The 26,139-nt window shown below is 70.6% G+C and carries 23 protein-coding genes; 14 read left to right on the top strand and 9 right to left on the bottom strand.

Annotated elements, in window-relative coordinates; genetic code table 11:
* Nucleotides 1–12: 12 nt before the first annotated feature.
* On the top strand, nucleotides 13–561 hold the full coding sequence (locus OEB96_RS46455) for an acetyl-CoA carboxylase biotin carboxyl carrier protein subunit (protein ID WP_323137430.1): 549 nt from the start codon (nucleotides 13–15) through the stop codon (nucleotides 559–561).
* A 228-nt stretch (nucleotides 562–789) separates the two neighbouring features.
* Nucleotides 790–1,110, top strand: a complete 321-nt coding sequence (locus OEB96_RS24535; RefSeq protein WP_266219142.1) for a hypothetical protein — start codon at nucleotides 790–792, stop codon at nucleotides 1,108–1,110.
* A 193-nt stretch (nucleotides 1,111–1,303) separates the two neighbouring features.
* Here OEB96_RS24535 and OEB96_RS24530 read toward each other — a convergent pair whose 3' ends face one another.
* Nucleotides 1,304–2,296, bottom strand: coding sequence for an ArsA-related P-loop ATPase (locus OEB96_RS24530; protein WP_266219141.1), 993 nt, complete (start codon nucleotides 2,294–2,296; stop codon nucleotides 1,304–1,306).
* A 189-nt stretch (nucleotides 2,297–2,485) separates the two neighbouring features.
* On the opposite strand from OEB96_RS24530, the gene map reads away from it, so the two are divergent.
* From map to OEB96_RS24500, 6 genes are all read left to right on the top strand, one after another.
* Entirely contained in the window at nucleotides 2,486–3,256 is a 771-nt protein-coding gene (gene map / locus OEB96_RS24525; RefSeq protein ID WP_266219140.1) for a type I methionyl aminopeptidase, read from the top strand.
* A 260-nt stretch (nucleotides 3,257–3,516) separates the two neighbouring features.
* Nucleotides 3,517–5,292: a sensor histidine kinase gene (locus OEB96_RS24520; RefSeq protein ID WP_266219139.1), complete on the top strand. Its 1,776-nt coding sequence runs from the start codon at nucleotides 3,517–3,519 to the stop codon at nucleotides 5,290–5,292.
* Between the two features lie 12 nt (nucleotides 5,293–5,304).
* Nucleotides 5,305–7,305 (top strand): molybdopterin-containing oxidoreductase family protein, encoded by a 2,001-nt coding sequence (locus tag OEB96_RS24515; RefSeq protein ID WP_266219138.1) that lies wholly within the window; start codon nucleotides 5,305–5,307, stop codon nucleotides 7,303–7,305.
* Between the two features lie 70 nt (nucleotides 7,306–7,375).
* Nucleotides 7,376–10,210 carry a protein kinase domain-containing protein gene (locus tag OEB96_RS24510; protein ID WP_266219137.1) on the top strand — a complete coding sequence of 945 codons (2,835 nt, stop codon included), beginning with the start codon at nucleotides 7,376–7,378 and terminating at the stop codon, nucleotides 10,208–10,210.
* Nucleotides 10,207–11,427 carry a hypothetical protein gene (locus OEB96_RS24505; protein WP_266219136.1) on the top strand — a complete coding sequence of 407 codons (1,221 nt, stop codon included), beginning with the start codon at nucleotides 10,207–10,209 and terminating at the stop codon, nucleotides 11,425–11,427. Before OEB96_RS24510 ends, OEB96_RS24505 begins: the two co-directional genes overlap by 4 nt.
* A gap of 46 nt (nucleotides 11,428–11,473) precedes the next feature.
* A complete protein-coding gene (locus tag OEB96_RS24500; protein ID WP_266219135.1) occupies nucleotides 11,474–12,517 on the top strand; it encodes a thioredoxin domain-containing protein in 1,044 nt (347 codons plus the stop codon).
* Between the two features lie 164 nt (nucleotides 12,518–12,681).
* Here the strand turns inward: OEB96_RS24500 and OEB96_RS24495 are convergent, their stop codons facing one another.
* Entirely contained in the window at nucleotides 12,682–13,008 is a 327-nt protein-coding gene (locus OEB96_RS24495; protein WP_266219134.1) for a hypothetical protein, read from the bottom strand.
* Nucleotides 13,009–13,641: 633 nt separating this feature from the next.
* On the opposite strand from OEB96_RS24495, the gene OEB96_RS24490 reads away from it, so the two are divergent.
* Both OEB96_RS24490 and OEB96_RS24485 read left to right on the top strand, forming a co-directional pair.
* Nucleotides 13,642–14,619: an LA_2272 family surface repeat-containing protein gene (locus OEB96_RS24490; RefSeq protein ID WP_266219133.1), complete on the top strand. Its 978-nt coding sequence runs from the start codon at nucleotides 13,642–13,644 to the stop codon at nucleotides 14,617–14,619.
* 272 nt (nucleotides 14,620–14,891) lie between these two features.
* Entirely contained in the window at nucleotides 14,892–15,512 is a 621-nt protein-coding gene (locus tag OEB96_RS24485) for an isochorismatase family protein (RefSeq protein ID WP_266219132.1), read from the top strand.
* A gap of 62 nt (nucleotides 15,513–15,574) precedes the next feature.
* Here OEB96_RS24485 and OEB96_RS24480 read toward each other — a convergent pair whose 3' ends face one another.
* From OEB96_RS24480 to OEB96_RS24470, 3 genes are all read right to left on the bottom strand, one after another.
* On the bottom strand, nucleotides 15,575–16,030 hold the full coding sequence (locus tag OEB96_RS24480; RefSeq protein WP_266219131.1) for a peroxiredoxin: 456 nt from the start codon (nucleotides 16,028–16,030) through the stop codon (nucleotides 15,575–15,577).
* 78 nt (nucleotides 16,031–16,108) lie between these two features.
* Nucleotides 16,109–16,657, bottom strand: coding sequence for a YkgJ family cysteine cluster protein (locus tag OEB96_RS24475; RefSeq protein ID WP_266219130.1), 549 nt, complete (start codon nucleotides 16,655–16,657; stop codon nucleotides 16,109–16,111).
* On the bottom strand, nucleotides 16,654–17,583 hold the full coding sequence (locus tag OEB96_RS24470; protein WP_266219129.1) for a hypothetical protein: 930 nt from the start codon (nucleotides 17,581–17,583) through the stop codon (nucleotides 16,654–16,656). The genes OEB96_RS24475 and OEB96_RS24470 overlap by 4 nt, the downstream gene beginning before the upstream one ends.
* 113 nt (nucleotides 17,584–17,696) lie before the next feature.
* On the opposite strand from OEB96_RS24470, the gene OEB96_RS24465 reads away from it, so the two are divergent.
* Both OEB96_RS24465 and OEB96_RS24460 read left to right on the top strand, forming a co-directional pair.
* On the top strand, nucleotides 17,697–18,008 hold the full coding sequence (locus OEB96_RS24465) for a hypothetical protein (RefSeq protein ID WP_266219128.1): 312 nt from the start codon (nucleotides 17,697–17,699) through the stop codon (nucleotides 18,006–18,008).
* 9 nt (nucleotides 18,009–18,017) lie between these two features.
* Nucleotides 18,018–21,320, top strand: a complete 3,303-nt coding sequence (locus OEB96_RS24460) for an adenylate/guanylate cyclase domain-containing protein (protein ID WP_266219127.1) — start codon at nucleotides 18,018–18,020, stop codon at nucleotides 21,318–21,320.
* Here OEB96_RS24460 and OEB96_RS24455 read toward each other — a convergent pair.
* Together OEB96_RS24455 and OEB96_RS24450 are read right to left on the bottom strand one after the other, a co-directional pair.
* Entirely contained in the window at nucleotides 21,313–22,053 is a 741-nt protein-coding gene (locus OEB96_RS24455) for a TetR/AcrR family transcriptional regulator (protein ID WP_266219126.1), read from the bottom strand. The genes OEB96_RS24460 and OEB96_RS24455 overlap by 8 nt on opposite strands.
* A gap of 114 nt (nucleotides 22,054–22,167) precedes the next feature.
* Nucleotides 22,168–22,779, bottom strand: coding sequence for an RNA polymerase sigma factor (locus OEB96_RS24450; protein ID WP_266219125.1), 612 nt, complete (start codon nucleotides 22,777–22,779; stop codon nucleotides 22,168–22,170).
* Between the two features lie 147 nt (nucleotides 22,780–22,926).
* On the opposite strand from OEB96_RS24450, the gene OEB96_RS24445 reads away from it, so the two are divergent.
* Nucleotides 22,927–23,622, top strand: coding sequence for a hypothetical protein (locus tag OEB96_RS24445; protein ID WP_266219124.1), 696 nt, complete (start codon nucleotides 22,927–22,929; stop codon nucleotides 23,620–23,622).
* A gap of 87 nt (nucleotides 23,623–23,709) precedes the next feature.
* Here OEB96_RS24445 and OEB96_RS24440 read toward each other — a convergent pair whose 3' ends face one another.
* Nucleotides 23,710–24,408 carry a c-type cytochrome gene (locus tag OEB96_RS24440; RefSeq protein WP_266219123.1) on the bottom strand — a complete coding sequence of 233 codons (699 nt, stop codon included), beginning with the start codon at nucleotides 24,406–24,408 and terminating at the stop codon, nucleotides 23,710–23,712.
* Between the two features lie 256 nt (nucleotides 24,409–24,664).
* Here OEB96_RS24440 and OEB96_RS24435 point away from each other — a divergent pair, with 256 nt between their 5' ends.
* Nucleotides 24,665–25,807, top strand: a complete 1,143-nt coding sequence (locus OEB96_RS24435; RefSeq protein WP_266219122.1) for a molybdopterin-dependent oxidoreductase — start codon at nucleotides 24,665–24,667, stop codon at nucleotides 25,805–25,807.
* A gap of 28 nt (nucleotides 25,808–25,835) precedes the next feature.
* Here OEB96_RS24435 and OEB96_RS24430 read toward each other — a convergent pair whose 3' ends face one another.
* Nucleotides 25,836–26,126: an HPr family phosphocarrier protein gene (locus OEB96_RS24430; RefSeq protein ID WP_266219121.1), complete on the bottom strand. Its 291-nt coding sequence runs from the start codon at nucleotides 26,124–26,126 to the stop codon at nucleotides 25,836–25,838.
* Nucleotides 26,127–26,139 lie beyond the last annotated feature (13 nt).

Genomic DNA, 26,139 nt, shown 5'->3' with positions numbered 1-26,139 from the left:
CGCTCCCGCGCCGTGGGCCGCGCGCAGCGTTTCGAGGTCACCGTCGAGGGCCAGCACCACGAGGTCTCGGTCGAGCTCGACCGGCTCGATCACCCGCAGGGGCATCCCGTGCGGGTTCGCGTGGGCAACACGTGGTGCACGGTTCGGCCGGGCGCCGACGAGACGCTGCTGGTGAGGACGGCCGGAGACGACGGGCCGCAACACGTGGTGCACCTCTGCCCAGGACGGCGACCCCAGCACGCATCGGTGGGCGGAGAGGTGCTGGCGGTGGCGGTCAAGAGCCGGCAAGAGGCGGCTCTCGAGGCGGCACTGGCCAGTGCAGGCGGAGGGGGTGGCCGCGGGGCGATCCTCGCGCCCATGCCGGGACGGGTGGTTCGAGTGCTGGTGGCCGATGGCGACGAGGTGGAGGTCGATGCTCCGTTGCTCATCGTCGAGGCCATGAAGATGGAGAACGAGGTGCGGGCCGCGGCCGCGGGCGTGGTACGTGGGATCGGGGTGACCGCGGGGGACACGGTCGAGGCGGGGCAGCGGCTGTGCGAGGTGGTTGCGCCCGAAGGGTGAGGCGAGCATCGCTCGCCCGAGCGGGCGCATTTCATGGTCGAAGCCGGAGCATCGATCTCGCGATCGCAAACGTTCGCCTCGCGATCGCAAACGTTCATCTCGCGATCGAGAACGTTCGCCTCGCGATCGAAGACGTTCGCCTCGTGGCCCGGGCACCGATGCCGTGCGCTCGATTCCAGCGCAAAGAATCCGGGGCCCGATGCCGCGAGTACCAGGTACTCTCGCCACGTGCTGCGCGTCCTCGGTCGTTGGCTGCTCTACACCCTCGCGGGCGCGTTGATCCTGCTGATGCTCCTGGCGGGCAGCGGCGACTGGGCAGGGGACGAACCGCGGGGAAGCTGGCGATCGATTGGGCTGTCGATCGCGGCCCTGGTCGTGGGGTTGGCAGGCGGTCTCGTCGCGCTGACCCGGCACGAAGGCGGATCGCTCTCGAGTTGGTGGCCAGCGGCGGCGATCGTCGCCTGGATCGTCGCCGGCATCCTCGTGCTGGCCGCGTGGTCCTCCATCGCCGCGGACCTGCGACGCGACGGCCGCGGACGCTCGCGCTGAGCGATCGTCCGCCCACACCATTGCCCCACCCCCGCGGACCAGGATCGACGCATCGTCCACCGACGTCGTCGCGAGATGGCCCCGCGCGTCTCACGCATAATGGGCATCGATGCCCACTTTGCGCCATTGCCGCCATTGCCGCGCCGGCGGTCCTCGAGCTCCCGTCCCCTCGAGCAACCGCGGAGCCTCTGCCCTACCGCGACGGCTGGTGATCGATCACGGCCCCACCCTCGAGCTCGGCGAGCATCCGCTCGAGCCCGCCGAGATCGCACAGCCCTTCCCAGCGCCACGGCACGGTCAGCACCGATCGCACCCCGCAGCGCCTGGCGGCGTCGCTGTCACACCACTGATGCACGATCTCGTGGTGGCGACGCCCCGTGGTCCCGATCATCCCCGCGAGCGAGAGCACCGGCTCGACCACCCCCTCGGGATCGAGCGCCGCCGCAGGAGGATCGAGCGACGGCACCCCGTCGGGCCACATGCCGTTGACGACCATCGTCTCGATCGCGATGCCTCGCTGCTGACGAACGGTGGCCCCGAGCTCGCCGAGCTCGGTGAGCGGCCAGCGCTCGGGCAGCCCCACCAGCACGGCCTCGGTGACCTCGGGATCGACGAGGCTGTCCTGGATGAGCTGGGCCTCGCGCGTCAACGGCCCGGCCGGGATCGCCGCGAGGATCGCCTGGGGCACGCCGAGGATGTAGAGCAGGTGCCCGGTGGCGGGACCGTCGAAGATCACGAGATCATAGGCGTCGCCGCGCACGGCCTCGTGCCAGGCCTTGCCGAACACCGCGAAATCGTCGAGGCCGGGGATCGCCTGCAAGAGCCGTCGCACGACGCGATTGTCGAACACGGCGGCGGACACGCGCTCACTCCGCACGACCATCGCGCCGTACTCGCGCAGGCAGACCCGCGGGACCAGGCGCTGGATGTGGAGGCGCTCGGTCACCGCGCGGACGGTGTCGGGCAGCGAAGGGGCCCCCAGCATCCATCCGAGGCGATCGTCGTGGCCAGTGGTCGCCACCAGCACCCGACGTCCGCGCGCCGCCATCGCAAGCCCCATGAGCGCGGCCAGAGTGGTCCGCCCCACGCCGCCCTTGCCGCTGACGACGACCAGGCGACGGCGCGCCAGCCGATCGAAGACGGCACCGGGAGGCGCCTCGAAGGGACCCGGGGCGGGGCCGGACATGGGGCGGGAGCCTGTCATACGCCGGCCATCTCGCCAACCGGGGCCATCGGGGGCCGAAGTGGCGCCCTTACGTGCCCAAATCGCAGCAGACACGAAGATACGAGCCCCGCTGCCCTTCTCACGCCGAGCCCTCGTGCGGCCCCCTTGCGGTCGGGGCCTCCCCGGTCCACAAAGACCCCGTCGAACGCCGTGGCGATCCATATCCATAGCAAACGAGAGATCGAGAAGATGCGGGCCACCGGGCGCCTCGCAGCGCAGGTGCTCGAGTTCATCGAGCCATTCGTCAAGCCCGGAGTCACCACCGACGAGCTCGACCGGCGCTGCCACGACTTCATCGTGGAGCACGGCGCGATCCCGGCCCCGCTCAACTACAAGGGCTTCCCGCGATCGATCTGCACGTCGATCAACGACGTGGTGTGCCACGGCATCCCGGGGCCGCGCGTCCTGGCCGATGGCGACATCATCAACGTCGACATCACGACCATCCTCGACGGCTACTTCGGGGATACCTCGGAGATGTTCACGGTGGGCGAGGTCTCCAGCGAGGCTCGCAAGCTCATCGACGTGACCCGCAGGTCGATGTGGCTGGGAATCAAGGAGGTCGCGGCCGGCAAGCGCATCGGCGACATCGGAGCCGCAATCCAGGGGTTCGCGCAGGGCGAGCACGGCTACGGGGTCGTCGAGGCGTTCTGTGGCCACGGCATCGGCAAGGTGTTCCACACCGCCCCCCAGGTCGCGCACACGGGCCGTCGTGGTACGGGCATGCGCATGAAGCCGGGCATGACCTTCACGATCGAGCCGATGATCAACGAAGGCACCCACGAGTGCCGCGTGCTCGAGGACGGCTGGACGGCAGTGACCCTCGATGGTGGCTGGTCGGCACAAACGGAACACACCATCCTCGTGACCGAGCACGGACACGAGGTGCTGACCATGCGCGAGCACGCCTTCTCCATGTGAGACCGACACGGGGGGCAGCGGCTCCGGCGCCACCGATGCGGCCCTCGGGCCGCGAGTCCAGGAGCCTCGCGAACAATGACCGTGCCCTGATCCGTCGCTTCGAGCGCGAGTACTTGCGAGGTCGATCCCGGCAAGGGATCATCGAACGCGCGCGAGGCGGGCCCAGTACCTGGGCTGCGCATCCATGCCGGGCCTGGCTTGGCTTGGCCCGGCAATGGTCGTCGAACGATGGTGCGTCGGTTCGCGCGCAGGGCCGGAGCATGTCGCGGAAGCAGGAGCACGATACGGGGAGGGAGCCGGCTTCGAGAGTCGGTCCTTCGGGCAACAAGGCGAAGCGCTCGGACGGACTCGCAGCACGCCCCGCCACGGACGACGACGTCGGCCAGCGGCTGGCCACCGAGGACGCGCTGCGAGAGAGCAAGCAGCGGCTGGCCGCGGAAGCACATGCGTTGACCCGGCTGAGCGACCTGAGTTCTCGGTTGTGGCGTACTTCCGGCTTCAACCACGGCCTCGAGGAGATGCTCGATGCCACGATCGGGCTGCTCGACGCCGACAAGGGCCACATTCAGCTGCTCGACGGCGACACCCTGAGGATCGTGGCCCAGCAAGGGTTCGACCCAGACTTCGTCGACTCGTTCGGAGCGGTGACCGCCACGGAGGAGTCCGCCTGTGGTCGTGCGTTGCGCCGGGGCGAGCCGATCGTGATCGAGGACGTCGAGCAGGAACCGGCCCAGGCTCCGATGCGAGACGTCGCGCGCGCGGCCGGCTACCGGGCGGTGATCTCGATACCCGTGATCGGCCGCAGCGGAGCTCCGCTGGGCATGATCTCGACGCACTTCCACGCGCCTCATCGGCCGGGCGAGCAGGATCTACGGCGCCTGGACCTGTACGTGCGCCAGGCTTCCGACTTCATCGAGCGATGCAGGGCCGAGCGAGCCCTCCGGGAGAGCGAGGCTCGTCTGCGTCTGGCGACGGAAGCGGCCGGCATGTACGTGTGGGAGTGCGATCTTCGGCGGGGGACGATCCGCTGGTCCGAGCATGCCGCCGCCGTGATCGGCTGCCGCCCCGAGGAGCTGCCGGAGGACATGGAGAAGTGCTTCTTCTTCGTCGCCCCGCATGACTCCGCGTACCTGATCCGGGCGTACGCGGAGACGGTGGCCCACGGACGAACCGTGTACGACACGGAGTTTCGCGGGCGGGGGGATTCCGAGTCCGCCAGGTACTACCGGGCCCAGGGGCGGGTGCTGTACGACGACGCGGGGACGCCCTTGCAGCTCCTGGGTGTGACCCAGGACGTCACGCAGCAAAAGCGAGCCGAGCAAGCGCTCAAGGATGCGGACCAACGCAAGGACGAGTTCCTCGCCATGCTCGGGCACGAGCTGCGCAATCCGCTTGCGGCCATCAGGAATGCCACGGAGGTCATGAAGTACGCCGCCGCCGAGGACGGCCGTCTGCGGCAGGTGCTCGGGGTGCTGGAGCGGCAATCGGTACACATGAACCGATTGATCGATGGCTTGCTCGACGTGTCTCGCATTGCCCGCGGCAAGATCCATCTCGACCGGGAGCGACTCGACGTTCGCCGGGTGGTCGAGGAGGTCGTGCAGGACCACAGCGCTCGCATCGAGGCTCGTGGGCTCGAGCTCCACACGGACCTTCCCCCCGAGCCCGTGTGGGTCCTGGCCGATCACGTGCGGCTGGCCCAGGTCTTCGACAACCTGCTGGGCAATGCCATCAAGTTCACCGAGGCACCGGGGCGGATCGGCGTGACGCTGCACCACCAAGGCAAGCACGCCATCGTCCGCGTGCGCGATACGGGCATCGGCATCCGCCCGGAGCTGCTCGAGCGAGTGTTCGTGTCCTTTCAGCAAGAGAACCAGGACATCGCACGGGCCGCGGGAGGGCTCGGGCTCGGCCTGGCGCTGGCCAGGGGACTGGTCGAGCTGCACGGCGGCCGCATTCGGGCGCTCAGCGCCGGGCCAGGAACGGGCACCGAGCTCGTCGTCCGCCTACCGATGGCGTCCGCGCCCACGACATGACACGAGGAATCCATGCCCACCCTGCCCACCGCGTGCCCGCTGGACTGTCCCGATGCCTGTAGCCTGTCGGCGACGGTCGAGGATGGCCGACTCGTGCGCCTCGACGGGGACCACCGCAACCCGCTGACGGCGGGGTTCATCTGCGCAAAGGTCCGCGAGATCGGCGGGCACGTGCAGGGAGCGGAGCGCCTGCGCCACCCCGCCATTCGCGTGGGAGCCAAGGGCGAGGGACGCTTTGCGACGGTGAGCTGGGACGAGGCGCTCGACCAGGTGGCGGCGCGATTGCGCGAGGCGGTCGACCAGCACGGCGGAGAGTCGATCCTTCCCGTGTGCTACGGCGGCAGCAACGGGCTGCTGACGCAGGACGCCACCGATGCCCGGCTGTTCCATCGCCTGGGCGCGTCGCGACTGGCCAAGACCCTGTGCGCCGCGCCCTCGGGGCGCGCCTACGAGGGGCTCTACGGTCGCATGCCGGGCGTGGCCCTGCCCGCCTACCGCCACGCGCGGTTGATCGTGCTGTGGGGGGTCAACCCGTCGGCCACGGGCATCCACTCGATCCCGGTGATCAAGCGTGCGCGGTCGGCCGGGGCCACGCTGGTGGTGGTGGATCCGCGGCGAACCCCGCTGGCCCAGCAGGCCGACCTCCACTTGGCGCCGCGTCCGGGGACGGACCTGTGTCTGGCGCTGGCGCTCATCGAGCACCTGTTCGCCACGGGGCGCGCCGATCGGGAGTTCCTGTCCGAGCATGCCACCGGAGTGGAGGCGCTCCGCGAGCGCGCCTCGGCATGGTCGTTGCCGCGCGCCGCCGCGGAGGCCGGAGTGCCGCAGCCCGACCTCGAGCGCTTCGCCGCGCTCTACTCGAGCACGCGACCGGCCGTGATCCGCTGCGGCTGGGGAGTGGAGCGCAATCGCAACGGGGGATCGGCCGTGGCCGCGATCCTGGCCCTGCCGGCGGTGGCGGGCTGCTTTGGGGTTCCGGGAGGCGGCTTCACCATGAGCAACTCGCGAACGATCCGGCTCGATGGCGACGCGGCAGCCGCCGCCCCGGCTCCGTCGACCCGCGAGATCAACCTCAACCGGGTGGGACGCGCGCTGACCGAGGCAGACCCTCCCATCCACGTGGTGCTCTCGTACAACTGCAACCCGCTGTCGACCCTGCCCGACCAGGAGCGGGTGCGACGAGGGCTGCTGCGCGAGGACCTGTTCACGGTGGTGTTCGACCAGGTGATGACCGACACGGCGCGCCATGCCGACGTGCTGCTGCCGGCCACCACGTTCCTCGAGCACGACGACCTCACCCGCGGATACGGGGCGATGGTGGTGCAGCGGGTGCGCCCGGTGCTGCCGACCGAGGGCGAGGCCCGGCCCAACTGGATGGTGTTCGAGGCCCTGTGCGATCGACTGGGGCTGAGCGAGCCCGGCGATCCCCGCGGGCCGGACGCGATGGTCGAGGCGATCTTGGGCGCCACCGAGGATGCCCGCTCCATCGCCGACGCCGTGCGGACCGAGGGCGTGGCGCAGCCGCCGGGCGGATCCGAGCCGGTGCAGATGCGCGACGTATGGCCACGGCATGCGGACCGAAGGATCCATCTGTGCCCGGAGGCGCTCGACGCCGAGGCCCCGGCCGGACTCTATGGTTACCAGCCCGACCCCGGAGGGCCGAGCCACCCGCTGGCGCTGATCTCGCCCGCCACGCGCCACACGATCAGCTCGACCTTCGGGCAGCGCCTGCGCCAGCCGGCGGAGCTGGTGATGCACCCCCAGGACGCGTCCGTGCGAGGGATCGCGAGCGGAGACGAGGTGGCGGCGTTCAACGAGCTGGGCCGGGTCGAGTGCCGCGCACGGGTGAGCGACGAGGTCCGCCCCGGCGTCGTGGTGCTACCCAAGGGTCTGTGGAGCCGTCACACCAGCAACGGCGCCACCGCCAATGCCGTCGCGCCCGACGCCCTGACCGATCTCGGAGGTGGCGCGACGTTCAACGACGCACGCGTGCAGGTCGTTCGCGCCACCTGACGTCGATTCGCGTCTCCGACCAGACGAGCCCAGCACGCGCGCGGCGTTGCGGTATGATGCTCGCCTGCGGATGAGCGACGGACCCCCCAAGGGCGCCGACGAGGGTGATCCTGCGTCGAGCGTCGACCCCGATCGAGCGGCCGGGGACGGCGAAGCGACGAGCGACGAGACGCGGGTCGAGCGGGCGGCCGAGCGGGCGGCCGAAGTGGTTCGGCTGCCGGCGCCCACGGGCGCGGTAGCGGTAGTAGAGGAGGCCGACGACGCAAGCGAGCACGCCGATCGCTATGACGTCGCGTCGCTGCCGCGGGGCACCCTGCTCGGTCACCATGTCCTGCTCGGTCCGGTCACCCGGCGCTCGAGCAATGCCACCTACTGCGCCTACGATCCCGAGGGCGACCGCCGGGTGATCGTCAAGCTCTACCACCCGGGCGGCAACGACCAGGACGACCAGGCGCAGGCGCTGCCGCTGGTGCAGCAGGCCAACGTGCTGGCCAGGCTCTCGCACCCGTGCGTGGAGCGGATCCACGAGGCGGGGATCTACGGCCCCTGGGTGTTCCTCGCCACCGAGTTCATCGACGGCCTCGACCTGCGCCACTGGATGGAGGCCCGCGACGAGCCGTTCCCCTGGCCCGAGGTCCTGCGGGTGTTTCGAGAGGCGGGGCGAGGGCTGGCCGCCGCCCACCAGGCGGGGATCGTCCACGGCGACTTCCGGCCCGCCAACGTGCTGATGGGCAAGGAGGGACGCCTGGTCGTGGTCGACTTCGGCCTGGCCCCCGCGGTCGAAGAGCAGGCCGACGACATCGACGTGTCCGAGCTTCGCGACTCGCTGGTGGGCTCGTCCTCGAGCGCCGACGAGACCCAGCCCACCGCGAACGAGCCCTCGGGACGCTCGGGCACGCCGGCCTTCATGGCGCCCGAGCAGCACCTCGAGGGTGCCCGAGCCGATGCGCGGTCGGACCAGTTCAGCTTCTGCGTGGCGCTCTACGAGGCGCTCTATGGCGAGCGCCCGTTCTCGGGCAATCGTCCGCGCGCCATCGCGCTCGAGGCGGTACGCCACAACGTGCGCCCACCACCGCCGGGTTCGAACGTACCCGCGTGGCTGCGCGCGGCGGTGCTCCGCGGGCTGAGCCCACGCCCCGAGGATCGCTTCCCCGGCATGGAGGCACTGCTGCGCGAGCTGGCCCGCGATCCCGCGGCGAGCCGACGGCGCTGGGCCTGGGGGGCAGTCCTGGCCACCGCCCTGGTCGCCAGCGGGGCGGTGGTGGCCGAGCGGCTCGAGGCCGATCGCTCGGTGTGCGACGGCCAAGGCGATGCCCTGACCGAGGTGTGGACGCCCGAGCGACGCGACTCGATCGCACGGGCGTTCGAGACCACCGGTCGCGCCTGGGCGGACCCCACGTGGAGGTACACGGAAGCCAAGCTCGACACCTGGGCCGAAGAGTGGCGCGACCTCTCCAAGCGTGCCTGCCTGGCCACGCGGGTGTGGGGCGACGCGGCCGAGCGCACCTACGAGGTCCGCCTCGCATGCCTCGATCGACACCTCGACGGTTTGCAGGCCACGCTCGAGATCCTGGAGACGATCGATGGCCCCACCCTCGATCGCGCCCACGTGCTGGCGCAGGGGCTCCCGACTCCGCGGCAGTGCCTCGACACCAACACCCTGCTGACGCTGGGATTGCCGGCCGACGAGCAGCTCGAGGAGGTGGATGCCGTGCAGGGCGAGCTGAGCGGGTTGGACGCCGAGCTCGCGCTGGGGCGCAACGCGGTGGTCGTCCGCGAGCTCACGGCGCTCCAGCCTCGCATCGAGACCACCGAGGATGGCCCCTCGCTGGCCCGGAGCCAGCTCTTGTTGGGTCGAGCCCACCTCGCCACGGGCTCTCCCCACGCAGAGACCGTTCTGCACGAGGCCGCGCGGACGGCCCTCGAGGCCGGCGACCCGCGGCTCGCGATGGAAGCCTGGATGGGACGAATGCAGGCCCTGCAGCAGGAGGGTCGAGTCGAGGAGGCGCTGGCGCTGGCGGACTACGTCGAGTCGATGCTGCAGAGCCGGCGCTTCTCGTGGATGCGGCCCACGCTCGACGTGGCCCGCGGTGATCTCGAGCACGCACGCGGGCACGATGCCGACGCCCTGGCCCACTATCACGCCGCGATCGAGCACGAGCAGGCTCGAGCCGATCCCGATCCCCTGCGCCTGCTGCCCGCGTGGCGCGGCCAGGCTCGGGTGCTGATGGAGCACGGCGATCTCGACGAGGCCCTGCCCCCGCTGCAGACCGCCCTCGACGCGACCCACGACGCCCTGGGGCCCCTGCACCCGGCCGCCATCGATACGCTGCGGGCGCTGGGCGAGGTGGAGCGACGACGAGGACGATCGAGCGAGGCGCGAGCCCTCTTCACGCACGCCCTCGAGCTGGTGCACAAGACCGACCCCGACCAGACCGACCTCGAGGTCGAGCTCGAGACCGCGATCGGGTCGCTGCTGGCGGCCGAGGGCGACCCCGAGCGGGCCACGCATCACCTCGAGCGCGCGCTCGCGGCCGCCGGCGGTCGCGAGGCAATGGAGCACCCGGCCGTGTTTCGCGTGGCGGTGATGCTGGCGCGGGCCGAGCACGAGACCGGAGACACCGCCGGCGCCATCGAGCTGCTCGAGGCCGTGCTCGCGCCCCGTCGGTCTGCGGGCCACCCCCTGGGCACGAGCCCGGACCCCGCGACGGGTACGTCCCCGCCGAGCACCGCCGATTGGGTCGACGCCGAGCTCCTCGAAGCCTCGCTGCACTGGGCGACGGGGGAGCCGCAGCGGGCCCGGGCGCTGGCGACCGGCATCGAAGCGCAGCTCCACGACAGCGCCGCGCACCAAGTGTACCGTGACGACGTGACCCGATGGCTCGAGGAGCATCCGGCTCCATGATCGTGTGCCGCCCCCGCCCGTCGTGGGGACCGATCACCGCGCTCGCGCTCGGCGTTGGCCTCGGCCTCGCCTCCGGGTGCGAGCCACCCCGCGCCGGATCTCCCAGCCGCGTCCCGGGCGATGGCCTGGGCATGGTGCTCAACGTCCCCTATCCCATGGTCGACGCCGAGCGCATCGAGGGGGCCGGGCGGGCGGTGCTGGCCTCGGCGGGACTCGTGTTCATCAGTCTGGGACCCGACGATCGCGAGCATGCGCTGCCCGAGCCGATCGCCCCGCCGAGCGCCGAATCGAGCACCCTGGATGGCCCGATGCTGGTGGCCCATCACGTCGAGCCGCAGGGTGCAGCCATCGAGACCTGGCGTGCGCTACGACGACAGGCGTTCGGGCGGGTGGAGCCCGAGCGCGGCCGCGTGGTACCGGTTGCGGCCGCGGAGGTCGAGGCCCTCGGCTTGCGCCCGCCCGCCGAGACGGTATGGCTGGTGGGCCCCAAGGGCAGCTGCCGCGCGACCGTGGGCGAGCCCCTGGTGGGCGCCTACCAGGGAGCGCTCGATACGATGATGGTGGGGTACCGCCTCGATGGCTGTTCGGGACGTGCGTGGGCCCAGATCGGAATCGTGGCCGATGCCATCCCGGTGGACTTTCGCTGGGTCCCGGCGCGGCTCGAGGTCGACGTGGTGCTCCCCCATGACCGCGCCCGCGAGTGGGACGATCCCCTCGCCGAGCTCATCGAGCCACCAGCGTGGCCCCACCAGGGTACGCCGGCCTTCGACTCGATCCGGGTGCGAGAGATCCCCGGTGTCAGCCCGCGGGTGCTGCAGCTCCAGCATGCATTGCTCGGCGAGCTGCCCGACGACGGCGACCCCCTCGGCTGGTGCGACGTCGAGGTCTCGTGGGTCCACACCGATGGGTGGACCCATGATCGATGGCTCGATTCCGTGCCGTTTCCCCCTGATGCGGTGGAGCCGTTCCTGCTGGGTGCCTTCGTCAACGGCACTCAGGTCGATGCGCTGATCTACGACGACCGGCTCGATGGACTCGTCGTCGTCCCTCCCGGTCCACTCGAGGACATGGACGATCCCCAGGCCTGGCGACGAGAGTTCGTGCCCACCGGACGCTACGACGAGGCCACGCTCACCGCCTGGGGAGCCCAGCCGGTCCGAGGCCCGCTCCCGGTGGGGCCCACCTGCCCCGTCGAAGCTTCACCGAGCGAGGAATGACGCGCGGGGGCGCGTGGTTGGGCGGGCTTCCTCGCCCGGAGGCTCCATGCCCAACGACCACGCTTCCCGCCGCTTCTCTCCCCTCGCACACGCAGTGCTCGCCCTCGCCCTGGTGGGCCTCGGCACCAGCGTGCTGCTGCTGGTCCTGCACCTCTCCCCCGAAGCCGGATCGTGTGGCCCGGGCGGCGGCTGCGACCTGGTCCGAACCTCGCGATGGTCCATGCCGGGCGGCGTTCCCCTCCCGGTCCTCGGCATCGGATACTTCGCCGCGCTGGCGCTCACCCTGCTCGTGCCGCGGCTGCACGCGCGATGGTGGCTGACGCTGCTGGGCGTTTGCGGCGTGGCCACGGGGCTGACGCTGCTCGCGTTGCAAGGCGCGGTGATCGGCGCCTGGTGTCCCTATTGTGTGGTCGTCGACGTGTGCTCGTTGGGAGCGGGCCTGGCCGCGCTTCTCAAGCTGGTGGTCCCACGCTCGCGACCGGCGGGGGGAGCCGTGGCGGCCGCGCTCGGACTCGGGGCCGCGGTCCCGCTGTCGCTCGTGGCCGTGCTGCACGAGCCCGAGCCTCCCGTGCCCGAGGGTCCCGCACCCGAGGCGATCGCCGCGGTCCAAGACACCGATCGAATCACCATCGTCGACTTCATCGATCTCGAGTGTCCGTTCTGCCGCCGTCAGCACGCGCGGCTGGCCGCCGTGCTCCAGGAGCACTCGACCTCCGAGCCCGTGGAGCTGGTCTACAAGCACGTGCCATTGTCGATGCACCCCAATGCGCGTGAGGCCGCCCGCTATGCCTGCTGTGCCGAGGAACAGGGCAAGGGCGACGCCATGATCGATGCCCTGTTCGCGCACGACGAGCTGTCGTCGGCGGGCTGTCTCGAGTGCGCTCAGGAGCTCGGGCTCGACCAGGCGGCACTGCAGGAGTGCCTCTCGTCCACGCGACCCGACGAGCGGCTCGAGGCCGATTCCGCCGAGGCACGTGCCGCCAAAGTCCGGCGTCTGCCCACCTGCTTCATCGGTGAGCAGCGCTTCGAAGGCTTGCAAGCGGAAGACACGCTGCGCCAGGCCCTCGACCGTGCAGCCGCAGCGAGCTGACGCGGGCTCGCGTCCTCCCGTGCCCTCCCGCTGGGTTGGGCACCGCCGCACGATCGATCTCGTCCGCTTCGCGGCCGAACCTTCGAACGCAAGAAGGGGGTGCCGGACGCGGTGGGGTCGCGTCCAACACCCCCTGGGGTCGGGCCGAGTGAATCGGCGCCGAGCTACTCCGGCGCCTTGGCGTCGGCAGCCGGGTCCGCAGCGCCATCGGCGGCCGCGTCGGCCGGGGCATCGGCCGCACCGTCGGCAGCCGGAGCGGCACCGCCGTCGGCAGCCGGGGCGCCGCCATCGGCGGCCGGAGCATCGGCCTTCACGTCGGCCGGAGCATCGGCCTTCTTCTCGTCGGCCGGAGCATCGGTCTTCTTCTCGTCCGCCTTGGCCTTGGCGTCGGCCGGAGCGGCATCCTTCTTGGCGTCGTCCTTCTTGTCGCAGCCGGCAAGGGCAGCGGTGGACAGGCACAGGGACATCAGGATCGTCGTGAGTCGCTTCATTGGTGACCTCGGTGGGTGCCAGAACAATGCGATTGCTCGCGCCGAGATGCCGTCATGAGCGCCCCACCGTTTTGTCATGAAACGGTCATGAGCGGAGGCCCCGGCGCGGGTCCCGACCCGCTCAATCGCCAACTGAACGCCGTTATCGCGGTTTTTCGGACCGGTGACACTCCGGGCCCGGGTCGGTGTTCGAAGCGGCACGAGGCCGCCATGCTCCGCTCCGATCGCCTGATCCTCCCCCTTCTCACTGCTGGTTTGCTCGTGCCCGCCGTGGCCCGTGCGGGTGATCCGAGCCCACCGCCTCCAGCGGTCGCAGCTCCCGCACCCGCTCCGGAACCCCCCGCACCGGCTCCTGCTCCGTCACCCGCAACGATCACTACGGCCCCTGCACCCGAGGCCGCAGCACCCGCTCCCGCGGCTTCACCCACCAACGATCCATCCACCGCGGCTCCATCCACCGCGGCTCCATCCACCGCCGCTCCATCCACCGCCGCTCCATCCACCGCGGCTCCATCCACCGCCGCTCCATCCACCACGCCTGCCCCCACCGCCGACCCCACGTCCGGCGTCGATTCTCCTCCCGCGACCGAAGCCTCGACGTCGCCCTCCCCCGTGACCGAAGCCTCGACGGCGATGCCGTCCCCCGCGACCGCCGTCGAGGCCTCGGCCGCCCCCGCACCGCCGGCCGATCCCTACGTGCACGTCCCCTTCGACATCGGCCTGTTCCCCTCGCTGAGCATCAATGGCTCGCACCGTGATCAGAAGATCCGCAACACCATCAGCATGGCCGCCGGCTGGACCCGCACCGATCGCCTCGAGGGAGCCGCGGGAGCCATGGGCGCCACCGTCGTGGACGAGGATGCGCGAGGCATCACCATGGCGCTGGGCGCCAACCTCACCCGCGGCGAGCACCGCGGCATCCAGGCCGGCGGCATCTACAACCACGCGGGCTCCCTTCGCGGCGTCCAATTCGGGCTCGTCGATCACGTCGACCAGGCCCACGGCGTGCAAATGGGACTCGTCAACGTCGCTCGCGGTCGCATCCGCGGGGTCCAGTTCGGCCTCATCAACTACGCGGAAGAGGCCGATGCCTCGTTCGCGCTGATCCCCGTGACCAAGAAGGGCGGAGTGCGCCCCGAGGTGTGGACCAGTGACGTCGCGGCGATCAACGTGGGCATTCGCCTGCCCGCCAACTACACCTATGCGTTCTTCGCCGGGGGCGTGCACCCGATCGCTCGGCACCAGCCGCCCGTGACCACCCAGGAGCAGCGCCAGGGCGGCATGGCCCTGATGGCCGGCATGGGCTTCGGGGCTCACCTTCCCGTGAACGACGACGTGGGGATCGACGGCGATCTCTCCGGCTGGGTCGTCACCTCGGGCCTGCGCGCCGCCCCTCCGCTGGCCAACCTGGCCATGCTCCGCGCGATGCTCTCGTGGCAGCTGCGACCGCACCTGGCCGTGTGGGGCGGGCCGACCGTCAACGTGATGGTCGATCGCACCGACGACGGCGTGCCCCGGCCCGGCTACCGCTGGGTGGCAGGCAGCAGCTATGAGGTGGAAGGCTTCCGCATCCGCTGGTGGCCGGGCTTCGCGGCGGGGCTGCGGTTCTGACGGCTCCCGAGCGCCAACGCCAAGGAGCGGCCGCCGCTGGCGTCGGCGCCCCGCGAGGCGAGCGACGTGGTCGCTCGACTCGAGCGCGCCCCTCTGGCAGCGACCGGTCGGGTTGCTAGGCTCTGCACGTCACAGTAGCCACTCGAGGCGCTCGACGGGCCAGGCCGCACGGCAGCCCGCCTTGCGCTCCGTGGAGATCGAGGCGAGCCATGTCAACGAGATCAGGAAGTCTCCATCGGCCCAAGCCGATGATCGATCCGCGTGATGCAGCCATGCTGCTGATCGACCATCAGAGCGGGCTGTTCCAGACCGTGGGGGACATGCCCCTGCCGTTCCTTCGTGCCAACGCTGCGGCGCTGGCCACCGCGGCGACGCTGGCGAGGATTCCCGTCATCACCACCGCATCCGTGCCGCAGGGGCCCAACGGCCCCCTGATCCCCGAGATCCATCACAACGCCCCGCACGCCAAGTACGTGCCGCGGAGGGGTGAGATCAACGCGTGGGACAACCCGGACTTCGTCGCCGCCGTGAAGGCGACCGGCAAGGGCACGCTGATCATCGCCGGCACCTGGACCAGCGTCTGCCTGGCCTTCCCGGCCATCAGCGCCGTGCACGACGGCTACCAGGTCTTCGCGGTCATCGACGCCTCGGGCACGTACTCGAAGATGGCCCAGGAGATCACCCTCGAGCGAGTCATGCACGCGGGTGTCGTGCCGGTGGACACCGCGTCGGTCCTATCGGAGCTGCAGCAGACCTGGAACCGTCCCGACGCGGCGCAGTGGGCCGAGCTCTACGCCGAGGTCGTCCCCTCCTACCGGCTGCTGCTCGAGAGCCACGCGAAGGCGCAGCAGGTCGTCCTGGACCAGGAGCTGCTCGACTCGCAGCGCGAGTAGCAGGCAGGCCGCCGCACGACTCGAGCCGCTCGAGCCGCGCGTCACGCCGACCGGGCTGCGACCTACCCTCGCAGCCGCCGCACGACCTCGAGCGCCTCGTCCACGTGCTTCCTCGCGCGGAGCTGCGAGTCGAACACGTGCTGGATCACGCCCTTGCGATCGATGACGTAGGTGACCCGACCGGGGATGAGTCCGAGGGTGCGCCCCACGTCGTACTTGCGCCGCAGCTCGCCGTCGCCGTCGCTGAGCAGCGAGAACGGCAGCCGGTGGTGCTCGGCGAACCTGCGGTGGCTGTCGAGGCCGTCGGGGCTCACGCCCACCACCACCGCGCCGGCGTCGGTGAAGGCCTCGTAGTCGTCGCGAAAGCGACACGCCTCCATCGTGCAGCCCGTGGTCTCGTCGGCCGGATAGAAGTAGAGCACCAGCACCTGGGGCAGCTCGCCACCGAGCTCGATGGTCTTGCCGTCGTGGGCGGTCCGCGAGAAGGCAGGGGCTCGATCACCAACGCGAAGGGACACGGCGGGGGCGTAGCAGATCCCGGGCGCCCGTCCAACGCGACCCGCCACGTTTCCCGAGGAACCGGCACGGGACGAGGATCACGCCGGGCCTTCACGCAAGTGCTCGGCGATCGGACGGTCGAGACCGCGCGCCTCGGGGTGCTGCTCCCGCAGCCGGATCCAGTCCTCGGCCCAGCCGGCCTGGGGGTCGAGAATGAGCGCGGCGTCGATGTCGGCCATGTCGCGGAAGTTGAGCGGGCAGCAGCGCACCTCGTGGGGCCGATCGGGATGCCACAGGGGGATCCCGTACTTGCGGCAGATCCGGGGGCGGTGCTCGTAGAGCCGGCAGCGCCCGTCGTCGCCCAGGACCGGACAGGGCTCGCGTCGCTCGGGCCGCCATGCGCGGGCCCGGGCCCGGATGTCGGCCTGAGCCGCCGCCGGCAGCTCGTCCAGCCCCTCGCGCAGCAGGGCCCCCTCGAGCGGCGACACGGCAAAGGACTGGTGGCAGCAGTCGCTGCAGCCGGGGCCGCAGCGCACGTGCTCGGCGTAGCGCTCGACCACGGGGCGCACGCCATCGTCGATGAGCCGCAGGTGCCGACGCAGGCGATCCCGCGCCGGCCCGTCGCCGCGCTGGGGCTCACCGGTCACGGCAGGTGCACGCTGGGCTCGAGCTGCCACACGGCCTCGAGCTCCTCGGCCTCCACCGCGCGCACGATCTCGGCCGCCACGGCCGGCATGTCTTCCGCCGGACGCGGCCCTCCCTGATAGTAGAAGTGCTCCTGTTGATCGCGATCGACCTCGTACCAGCTGTCGAGGTCGTCCACGCACAGGATGTGCCCGAGCTTCCAGCGGGTGAGGATGTTCTCCACGCTGATCTCGTCGCTGTAGCTGTCGTGCACGTTGCCCATGCGGCGGGCCTCGTCGCTGAGCTCGTCGAGCAGGTTGGCGACCACCTTGGGTAGATCGCCCCAGGCCGCCAGCGACTCGAGATCATAGCGGTTGCCCCAGTGACGCCCGTTGATGAACACGTAGGGCGGCACCATCACGCCCGTGAGGGTCGCGAGCTGACGCGCGGTCTGGGGTTCGCGCCGAAGATCGTTGTGACGCACCTCGGCCTCGACGCCTTCGAGGATCTTCAGGATTGCCTGGACCTCCTCGTCTTCCTCGGGCGTGGCGTAGACGACCACGAGGCGATCCTCGGGCTTGAGCCCGCGCTCGGCCTTCGTCTTGACCCGCTCGAGCACGGCCATGGGATCCTCGCGACCGGGAAACGCGGGCTCGGCCTTTGCCGCTTCGGCCTTCGCCGCCTCGGCCTTTGCCGCCTCGGCCTTCGCCGCCTCGGCCTTCGCCGCCTCGGCCTTCGCCGCCTCGGCCTTCTCCCTGGCGTCGGCTTCGGCCTTGGCCTTGGCCTTCGCCTCCTCGGACTCTTCGGTCACGTAGTGGATCACCTCGGCCAGAGGGGCGGGGGCATGGGCGGCCACGGAGCGTCCGAGCTCGCGCCCGGCATCGAGCACGTCCTTGGGCAGGTGCTCCTCGGCGACGCGCTTTGCCCGATCGAGAAGGTCCTTGAGCATGACGCCGGAGCATATCAATGGGGCCACGGGGCCACGCTTGCGCTGCCTCACTGTGCCGCGAGCCCACGGGGCCCCTTCCGCCGCTCTCGAGGCGATGGCATGGTGCCGCCGCCATGGCGGTCGACGACAAGACGATGTTCGAGATCTACCGGGAGACCGACTACAACCGGGCCTTCCACAGCATCTTCTACACCGACTTGGAGGAGCACGCGCGCGAGCGGGAGATCGCCAAGGCCGCCGCGGGCGAGACGGTGTACACGGGCTTCATCGCCGACGAGCGCAAGGAGGATGCGCGCGCGGAGATCGAGCGCATCCTCGACGAGCTGAACGACATGGACGAAGACGAGGCCGGCATGTCGCGCGACGAGATCGAGCGGCGGCTGGCACCGTATCTCGTGGGCGGTCCGGGCTCGCTGGCGCACTAGGTCGCAGCCGTGAGCCGTCCCTGCCCCGAGTGCGGCCTCGAGACCTCGCCGGCCGCGAAGTTCTGCTCGAGCTGCGGTACCCGGCTGCCCCCGCCGCCGGACGTTCCGGCTCGGCACCCCAGCTCGGACGGTCGACGCGCCGAGCGACGCCAGCTCACGGTGATGTTCTGCGACATCGCCGGCTCGACGCGACTGTCGGAGCAGCTCGATCCCGAGGATCTGCTGACGCTGGTCCGCCGCTACCAGGCCATGGGCGCCGAGATCATCGAGGGGCTCGGCGGCAGCATTGCCCAGTACCTCGGCGACGGACTCCTGGCCTACTTCGGTCATCCCACGGCCTACGAGAACGCACCCGAGCGCGCCGCCCGGGCCGGCCTCGCCATCCTCGAGGGCCTCGGTCCGCTCAACGAGGGCCTGCGGCGGGACTTCTCCACCACGCTCGAGCTGCGGCTGGGCATCCACACCGGGATGGTGGTCATCGGCGAGCTGGGCGGCGGGGCCAAGCGCGAGCAGCTCGCGGTGGGCGACACGGCGAACATCGCCGCCCGTCTCCAGGGACTGGCCCCCGTCGACACCGGGGTCATCAGCGAGGCGACCCGACAGCTCATCGAGGGCGTGTTCGAGACCGAGCCCCTGGGGCTGCAAGCCTTGGAGGGCATCGCCAACCCGGTGGCCACGCACCGCCTGGTGGGCCTGAGCGCGGCTCGACACCGCCAGGAGAGGCTCGAGCGGAGCCCGTTCGTCGGTCGCACGCACGAGCTGGGCGTGCTGCGGCAGCGATGGAACCAGGCCCGAGCCGGCCACGGCAGCGCGACGCTGGTGACGGCGGACGCGGGGGTCGGCAAGTCGCGCCTGGTCGTCGCGCTCCTCGACGCGCTCGGAGCGGACCGCTTCGCCCTGCACGAGGCCTACTGCTCGCCGTTCTTCAGCCACAGCGCGCTGCGCCCCATCATCGAGATGCTCCGTGCCGAGCTCGAGCTCGACCACGGCGAGCCGGCCTCGCGAGCCCTCGACGGCCTGCGCGCGTGGACGGCCCCCCATCCCGAGGCCCTGCCGCTGCTCGCCCACCTGCTCGAGATCCCTGCCGCGGCCGGCTACGACGACGTGGTGCTGCTTCCGCAGGCTCGACACCAGCGCACGACCGAGAGCCTGCTGCGCTGCCTGCTGCCCGACGATGGCGATGCTCCCGTGTTGCTCGTGCTCGAGGACGTCCACTGGGTCGATCCCTCGACCTCCGATCTCCTCGGCCGGCTGATCGAGCGCCTGCCCGACCGGCGCATGATGCTGGTGATGACCGCCCGCCCGCTCGATCCTCCGTGGCACGGTGCGGCGCACGTCCACTCGCTGCCGCTGCATCCATTCGATGCGCAGGACACCCGCGCGCTGATCCTGGAGATGACCAAGGATCTGCGGCTCTCGACCGCGATGATCGATCAGCTGGTCGCTCGCACCGACGGCGTCGCCCTGTTCGTCGAGGAGATGACTCGCATGCTGCTCGGGCACCCCGAGCAGACCAGCATCAGCAGCATTCCCACCACCTTGCGGGACTCGCTGGCGGCGCGCCTCGATCGCGTCGAGCCACGCACCCGCGAGCTGGCCCAGCTCGGCGCGACGATCGGCCGCGAGTTCGATCGCGCGCTGCTGCGCCGGATCTTCCCGGGTGAGGACGCCGATGTTCAGCGCGGCCTCGACGATCTGGTGGCCGCGCAGCTGATCCACCCCCTGGGCGCTGGGCCCGGCTCGCGAAGCCCCCGCCCGTCCGAGCGCTACGCGTTCGAACACACGCTGATCCAGGAGGCCGCATACGAGTCCCTGCTCAAGCGTACCCGGCAGGAGTACCACGGCCGGATCGCCGATGCGCTCCAGGAGGGCCTCGATCCCGCGGCCGACGCGGTCGTGCTGGCGCAGCACCTCGAGGCCGCGGGTCGCGAGCGCCACGAGGAAGCCGCCCGCCAGTGGCTCAAGGCTGGAATCGCCGCCCATGTCCGCGCCTCGGATCTGGACATGTTCGACTACGTCCCCCGGGAGGCGATCGATCGCCTACGGCGCGGCCTGAAGCTGGTGATCTCGCTGCCCCGCACCCCCTCGCGAGTGCGGCTCGAGGTGCGGCTCTTGTCCAAGCTCGGCGCGTCGCTCAATGCGATCCAGGGCTACGCCGCGACCGAGGTCGAGCAGATCTACACCCGCGCCCACGGGCTGTGCGACCTGCTCGAGCAAGGACCCGAGCGCTTCTGGCTGCTGTGGCGCGTGTGGGCGTTCCACGTGGTCAAGGGCCGGCACCTCGAAGCGGTGGGCGTGGCTCGGCAGCTGCTCGAGTCGGCCCACGAGCAGCGCGATCGAGCGCTGGAGCTCGAAGCGGGCTTCGCCGCGGGCCTGAGCCTGTTCTTCACGGGCGACGACCTCGAGGGCGCCCGCCAGCACCTCGAGGGCGTGGTGAGCCACTACGACCGCGAGCTGCACCACGTCAACGTGTCCATCAGCCGCCAGGACGTGGGCGTCACGTCGAGCTGCGTGCTGGCGCTGCTGCACTTCCAGCTCGGCAACTTCGAGCTCGCCATGCAGAGCTACGAGCGGGCGCTGATGCTCAGTGAGCAGCTCGGCCATCCCTTCACCCGTGCCTACGCGCTGGGCTGCGCCGCGTGGTTCCAGCTCCACTGCCGCAACTTCCCCATGGCCGAGCAGCACGCTCGCGAGTCGGTCGCGGTCTCGGAGGAGCATGGCTTTGCGTGGTGGCTGATCTGGGGTGACATCCTCGGAGGACGCGCAGGCGTGGAGCGTCGGGACCCCGACGCTGGCGCACGCATCGAGCGAGCCCTCGAGCAGTGGCGGGCGGCGGGGTCCAGCTTCAACGTCCCTCGCTTCCTGTCACTGCTGGCGGAGGCACGGCTGGCCGCCGGCGAGCTCGAGGCCGCAGCCTCGCTGCTCGAGGAGGCCCGAGCGCTGGCCGAGACCACCACGGAGCGCTTCTTCTTGGCCGAGCTGCTGCGCCTGCAGGGGCAGCTCCACCTCGCCCGAGCCGCTGCCGACGAGCCGGCCTTCGCCGCGGCCCAAGACGCGGCCGAGTCTTCGTTTCGGGCCGCGATGGCGGCTGCCCGCGCCCAGGGAGCCCGCGCCTGGGAGCTGCGTGCCGCCATCGCGCTCGCCCAGCTCCTCCAGCAGCGAGGCCAGCCGTCCCAGGCGCGGGCGCTGCTCACCCAGGCCCATGCCTCGTTCGAGCACGACCCGAGCCGGGCCCGCCATCCCGATGCACGAGACGCTCGCGCTCTGCTGCATGCGCTCGACCCGAGCGCTCACCCGCCCGGGGCTACTTGAACAGCCCGCGCAGGAAGAACGCCATCAGCTCGTCGGCCAGCGTGGTGGGATCGCGAAACGACTCGCGCGGGCCGGGCGGCAGCTCGCCGGCATCGGCCATCAGCATGCGCGCCAGTGTCTCGCGTAGCCCACCCAGCGAAGCCGCCGCCACGATGTGCGTGTCGCAGGCCCGCAAGAGGCCCAGCGACTGCCCCACCCGCAGCGCGTCCTCCACCATCTGTCGGACCTGCTCGAAGAACAGCGTGACCTTGGCGCCCGACTCCTCGTCGAAGCCCACCGGGTGGCGCAGGATGATGGTGGCCACGTCGTCGTGCGCGAGCACGGTGGTCACCACGCGGCGAAAGTTGGCGTGGAGCTGATCGAGGGGCGCGGGGGCTCCGGGCGCCAGCGAGATCCGCTTGACCTGACCGCGCAGCGCCTGCAGGAACTCGGCGACCAGCTCCCCGAACAGCTCCTGCTTGCTGGGGAAGTACAGGTAGAAGGTGCCGCGAGCGATGCGAGCCTCGTCGATGATGTCGTGCACCGAGGCCTGGTGGTAGCCCTTCTCCCGGAACACGCGCATCGCCGCCTCGAGGATCGCGTGGCGACGCTGAGCGCGGCGACGCTCGGCGCGAGCGGCTCGACCGTCCGTGGCCGTCTGCGTCACCATCGGCTCGCCCCCGCTGCCCACATCGACGGCCCGATCGACCGCAGGAGCGGCCTCGTCGTCGCGCACTGGCTCGGGGGCAGACACGGCGGGCGCGAGCATACCCGCTCTGCGCGCGCCCGGCTCGCCCCGAGTCTCGGAGCACCCCACGAGGAGCGTGGGACGCTCGGCAGACCCCGGCGCGCAGAAACGGCGCAAAGGCTAGGCGGCCGCCTGATGGGCCGGCGCGTCCCCCAGGCTGACCAGCTGCTCGCGCATCATCAGCTTTGCGCGATGGAGCTGCGTCTTGACCGTACCCAGCGGCATGTCGAGCGCCTCGGCGATGTCGCGGTACGGCACGTGACGCATGAAGTGCATCACCACGACCTCGCGGTAGCTGGCGGGCAGACCCCCGACCAGAAGGCCCAGGTCGCGTCGCAGGTCGGCCCGGTTGGCGCTCAGCTCGTCCTCCGGCGCGGGGGTCGTCAGCTCGAACTCGTCGGGCAGAGCGGCCGGCTGACGCACTCGGTTGCGATGGTTGAGGTACACGAAGTAGGCGATGCGATGCACCCAGGTGGTGAAGCGGGCGCGCCCCTCGAAGCCCGACAGCCCTCGGTAGGCGCGCAGGAACGTCTCCTGGGTGAGATCGTCGCACAAGGTGCGATTGCCTCGGGTCAGCCGCAGCAGCAGCGCGCGGATCTTGCCCTGATGGCGGCGAACCAGCTCGCCAAAGGCCATGGACCCAAGGGGCGTGTGGCCCGCAGCCAGCGTGGTCAGCTCGGCGTCGGTGAGGTCCCGGAGGGCGTCTTGCTTGTTCGGCGTGGTCCCAGCCATCTCGTTCGTGGTCGTACCCGGCCCCAGGGGATCGATTGCGACGGAATCCGAAAAAGTGCATCGGCCCGAAACCGAACGCGGGGCGCCGATCCCGTGCTATGTTCGCGCCCGCTCGACGCCCCTTCGAAGGGACCAAGGAGGATCGAAATGTCTGCTCCGCTACGTGCTCGGCAGCTCACCGGCCTGGTGTCGGTGGTGACCTTGACCCTCACCCTCGCCTGCGACGGCAAGAAGGAGCCGTCGATGGCCGAGGCCCTCGAACAATCCGACAAGAAGGCCGAGGACGAAAAGAAGGCCAAGGAAGCCGAGGCCGCCAAGGCCGCCGAGGCCGCCAAGAAGGCCAAGGAAGGGGTGGTCGAGCACCCCTGGACCTTCGACGGGGTCAAGACCTCGCTCGTGATCGGCACCGTGCTGGCCTGGGAGATGAGCGGGACCAACGCCAAGGGCAAGCCGGTGCAGGACACCCTCCACGGCGAGATCGCGGGTCACGACGACCTCGACGTCAAGATCCTCGAGTACAAGGAGAGCCAGAAGAACGTGCCCGCGGTGATGCAGCCGCAGGGGCACCCGTGGGGCAAGCTCAGCCCGTTCTTCTGGGTCGAGCAGAACGAGACCACGATCCTGCGCAAGGAGGCAGTGCAGGTCCCCGCCGGCTCGTTCGAGTGCGTGGTGGCGGAGATCACCGGCTACTTCGGCAACCACCTCACGGTGTGGATGATCGTCGACAAGCCCGGCATCTACGCCAAGGTGATCGAGCACCCCAACACCAAGTCGGGCGAGGGCGAGGGCGAAGACCAGACCGAGATCACCTACGCGCTGGCCTCGATCGAGAACAAGGGCTGATCGTCCGTCCGACCTCGAGCGCAGCGAAGCCGCCGAGCCCAGCGCGGGCCGGCGGCTTCGTCGTGTGGGCCGAGTCGGGCGAGTCGGCTACTTGCCCAGGCCGTGGCTGTACTTGGCCACGGCCTTGATCTCCTCGGGCGTGAGCTTGTCCTTGAACGGCTTCATCTTGGTGTTGGCCTTGCCGTTGGTCACGATGTCCTCGATCTTGGCCACCGACCACTTGGACTTCCAGCCGGCCACGGTCCAGTCCTCGATCTTGTGCTTCTCGCCGAGCTTGGTGTCGGCCTTGCCGGTCGCACCGTGACAGCTCTTGCACTTCTTGGAGAAGACGTCCTTGGCGTCGACCTTCGAGGCAGGCTCGGCCGCCTTGGCGTCCTTCTTGGGCTCGGCCTTCTTCGGCTCGGCCTTCTTGCCGTCGGCCTTCTTGCCGTCGTCGGCCTTCTCGTCGCCGCCGTCGGCAGCGGCATCGCCTCCCTCGGCCGCGGCGGCATCGCCTCCCTCGGCCGCGGCATCGCCACCCTCGGCCGCATCGCCGCCGTCGTCACCCACCGACGAGGCGCCGTCGGCTCCTGCATCCGCATCGGCGTTGCCATCGGCGGCCGGCTCGCCAGCGTCGGCCTTGGCCTCGTCGGCCTTGACCTCGTCGGCCTTGGCTTCGGCCTTCTTCTCGTCGGCCTTGACCTCGGCCTTCTTGTCATCGGCCTTGGGCTGGTCCTTGTTGTCACAAGCGGTCACGAGGACGCCGCCGAGCAGTAGGGGGAAGATTCCGGTGAGGATCGATCGCACGTGCACGTGAGTCTCCTTGCGGCCGGGAGACGCTACACGCTCCCACGCCCCAGACCAAGCACGTCCGAGCCGCTGACGACGGTCTGCCCCACGCGCGGACTCGACCCTCGAAAATCGAGTCCCCGCGGTGGTGCGATCGGAGTTGCCGAGCCAAGAACTCGGTCCAGGCCGTGAGCCGAGCCATTGTGGAGCGGCCCGCGGGTCGGCTAGCGTCCCCGCCATCGCCGTTCTCGGCCTCCCCGCGGCGCGAACCCCGATGTCAGACTCGGCCACCAACCCCGACGCCCTCGCCCCTCGATCGGTGGCGCTCGTACACCCGCCAGAGGAGCTGACGCTCGAGCCCCTCGAGGGCCTGGCGCGCTGGTTGGGCCGCACGCTCCACCGCTTCGTGTTCCGGTTCGTGAGCATGGTGGAGCAGCCGCTCGCAACGATGTCGGGGCCGCTGTCTCCGGTGGAGGGCTACTTCCGCCGCGACCGTCACCGACACCCGCGCGTGGATCCGCAGACCTACCGCCTGGAGGTCAGCGGGGTCGCCAGCCCGCGCAGCTTCACCCTCGACGAGCTGCGAGCGCTGCCCCAGGAGGAGCGCGTGCTGGTGATGGAGTGCGCCGGCAACGGCAACCACCTCATGGGATCGGCCGGGTTGGTCGGGCAGGCACGCTGGACCGGCCCGTCGTTGGCCACCGTGCTCGAAGCCTGCGGAGGTCCGGGTCCAGCCACCCACTTCGCCTTCCATGGTCTGGATCCCATCCCGGTCGTCCGCCGCGGCTACCACTACGGGCTCTCGCTGCCGGAGCTCACCCAGGCCCGCGCCCTGCTCGCGCTCGAGATGAACGGCGAGCCGCTCCCGCGACCGCGCGGCTTCCCGCTGCGCATGGTGGTCCCTGGCATCTACTCGATGTCGCACGTCAAGTGGCTGGGGCACATCGAGGGCAAGACCGCCCCGCACATGGGCATTCACAATCGCCTGGTGTTCACCAACAAGGAGCGTCGCAACGGCCGCTGGGTGCGGGTGCAGGCGCGGTGGATCGGGCTCAAGTCGATGGTCACGCGCTGTCAGCGGATCGACGGGGGCTGGCGTCTCACCGGCTGGGCCTGGGGCGGCAGCGAGCCGATCGATCGCGTGGAGATCACCACCGACGGCGGCAAGACCTGGCACCAGGCGCAGCTGCACGCGCCCGGGGAGTACTTCGGCGAAGACATGCCACCCGAGAGCTTCGAGCACGCATGGTCGGTGTTCGACTTTCGCTGGCGCAACCCTGCGCCAGGGCGCCACGTGGTGGGCAGCCGCGCCCATGCCCGCGGCGGGGCCGTGCAGGCGTTGGAGCAGGACCCCAGCGTCAAGGGGCACTTCAACCAGACGCGCGTGAAGTGGCGGCGGGTGGACGTGCCCGAGTGAGCGGCGGGCCCGAGTGAGCGGCGCGCCACTACGAGCGCCCCTCCACGAGCGCCACGATGGCCTCCCGAGCGATGACCGCCTCCGGCCCGCGGCACCGAACGACCACGGTCTCACCCACCGCGACCCCGAGCAGCAACAGGTGCAGGAGGCTCCTCGCATCGGCGACCTTCCCCTGCGGCGTCTCGATCGTCGCCTCGCACTCGAGGGTGCGCACCCGATGACGAATGTCCCGGGCGAGTCGGGTATCGATCCCGTGCTCGTGACGAATTGTGGCGTCTCCCGTCACCTCGAGGACGGGACTCCCTGGCTTCTTCCTCATCGATGGACGACCT

Source organism: Paraliomyxa miuraensis (genome assembly GCF_026337845.1).
Lineage (GTDB): Bacteria > Myxococcota_A > Polyangia > Nannocystales > Nannocystaceae > Paraliomyxa > Paraliomyxa miuraensis.
The sequence above is the reverse complement of the archived record's forward strand: the minus strand, read 5'-3'. Positions and strand labels throughout refer to the sequence as shown.

Bases quoted from the DNA above. Each gene is read 5' to 3' on its own strand.
- OEB96_RS24515 (WP_266219138.1), top strand. From the start codon at position 5,305: ATGCCCACCCTGCCCACCGCGTGCCCGCTGGACTGTCCCGATGCCTGT.
- OEB96_RS24530 (WP_266219141.1), bottom strand. From the start codon at position 2,296: ATGTCCGGCCCCGCCCCGGGTCCCTTCGAGGCGCCTCCCGGTGCCGTC.
- OEB96_RS24445 (WP_266219124.1), top strand. From the start codon at position 22,927: ATGTCTGCTCCGCTACGTGCTCGGCAGCTCACCGGCCTGGTGTCGGTG.
- OEB96_RS24500 (WP_266219135.1), top strand. From the start codon at position 11,474: ATGCCCAACGACCACGCTTCCCGCCGCTTCTCTCCCCTCGCACACGCA.
- OEB96_RS24520 (WP_266219139.1), top strand. From the start codon at position 3,517: ATGTCGCGGAAGCAGGAGCACGATACGGGGAGGGAGCCGGCTTCGAGA.
- OEB96_RS24470 (WP_266219129.1), bottom strand. From the start codon at position 17,583: ATGCTCAAGGACCTTCTCGATCGGGCAAAGCGCGTCGCCGAGGAGCAC.
- OEB96_RS24510 (WP_266219137.1), top strand. From the start codon at position 7,376: ATGAGCGACGGACCCCCCAAGGGCGCCGACGAGGGTGATCCTGCGTCG.
- OEB96_RS24485 (WP_266219132.1), top strand. From the start codon at position 14,892: ATGCTGCTGATCGACCATCAGAGCGGGCTGTTCCAGACCGTGGGGGAC.
- OEB96_RS24465 (WP_266219128.1), top strand. From the start codon at position 17,697: ATGGCGGTCGACGACAAGACGATGTTCGAGATCTACCGGGAGACCGAC.
- OEB96_RS24490 (WP_266219133.1), top strand. From the start codon at position 13,642: ATGCCGTCCCCCGCGACCGCCGTCGAGGCCTCGGCCGCCCCCGCACCG.
- OEB96_RS24435 (WP_266219122.1), top strand. From the start codon at position 24,665: ATGTCAGACTCGGCCACCAACCCCGACGCCCTCGCCCCTCGATCGGTG.
- OEB96_RS24450 (WP_266219125.1), bottom strand. From the start codon at position 22,779: ATGGCTGGGACCACGCCGAACAAGCAAGACGCCCTCCGGGACCTCACC.
- OEB96_RS24495 (WP_266219134.1), bottom strand. From the start codon at position 13,008: ATGAAGCGACTCACGACGATCCTGATGTCCCTGTGCCTGTCCACCGCT.
- OEB96_RS24430 (WP_266219121.1), bottom strand. From the start codon at position 26,126: ATGAGGAAGAAGCCAGGGAGTCCCGTCCTCGAGGTGACGGGAGACGCC.
- OEB96_RS24505 (WP_266219136.1), top strand. From the start codon at position 10,207: ATGATCGTGTGCCGCCCCCGCCCGTCGTGGGGACCGATCACCGCGCTC.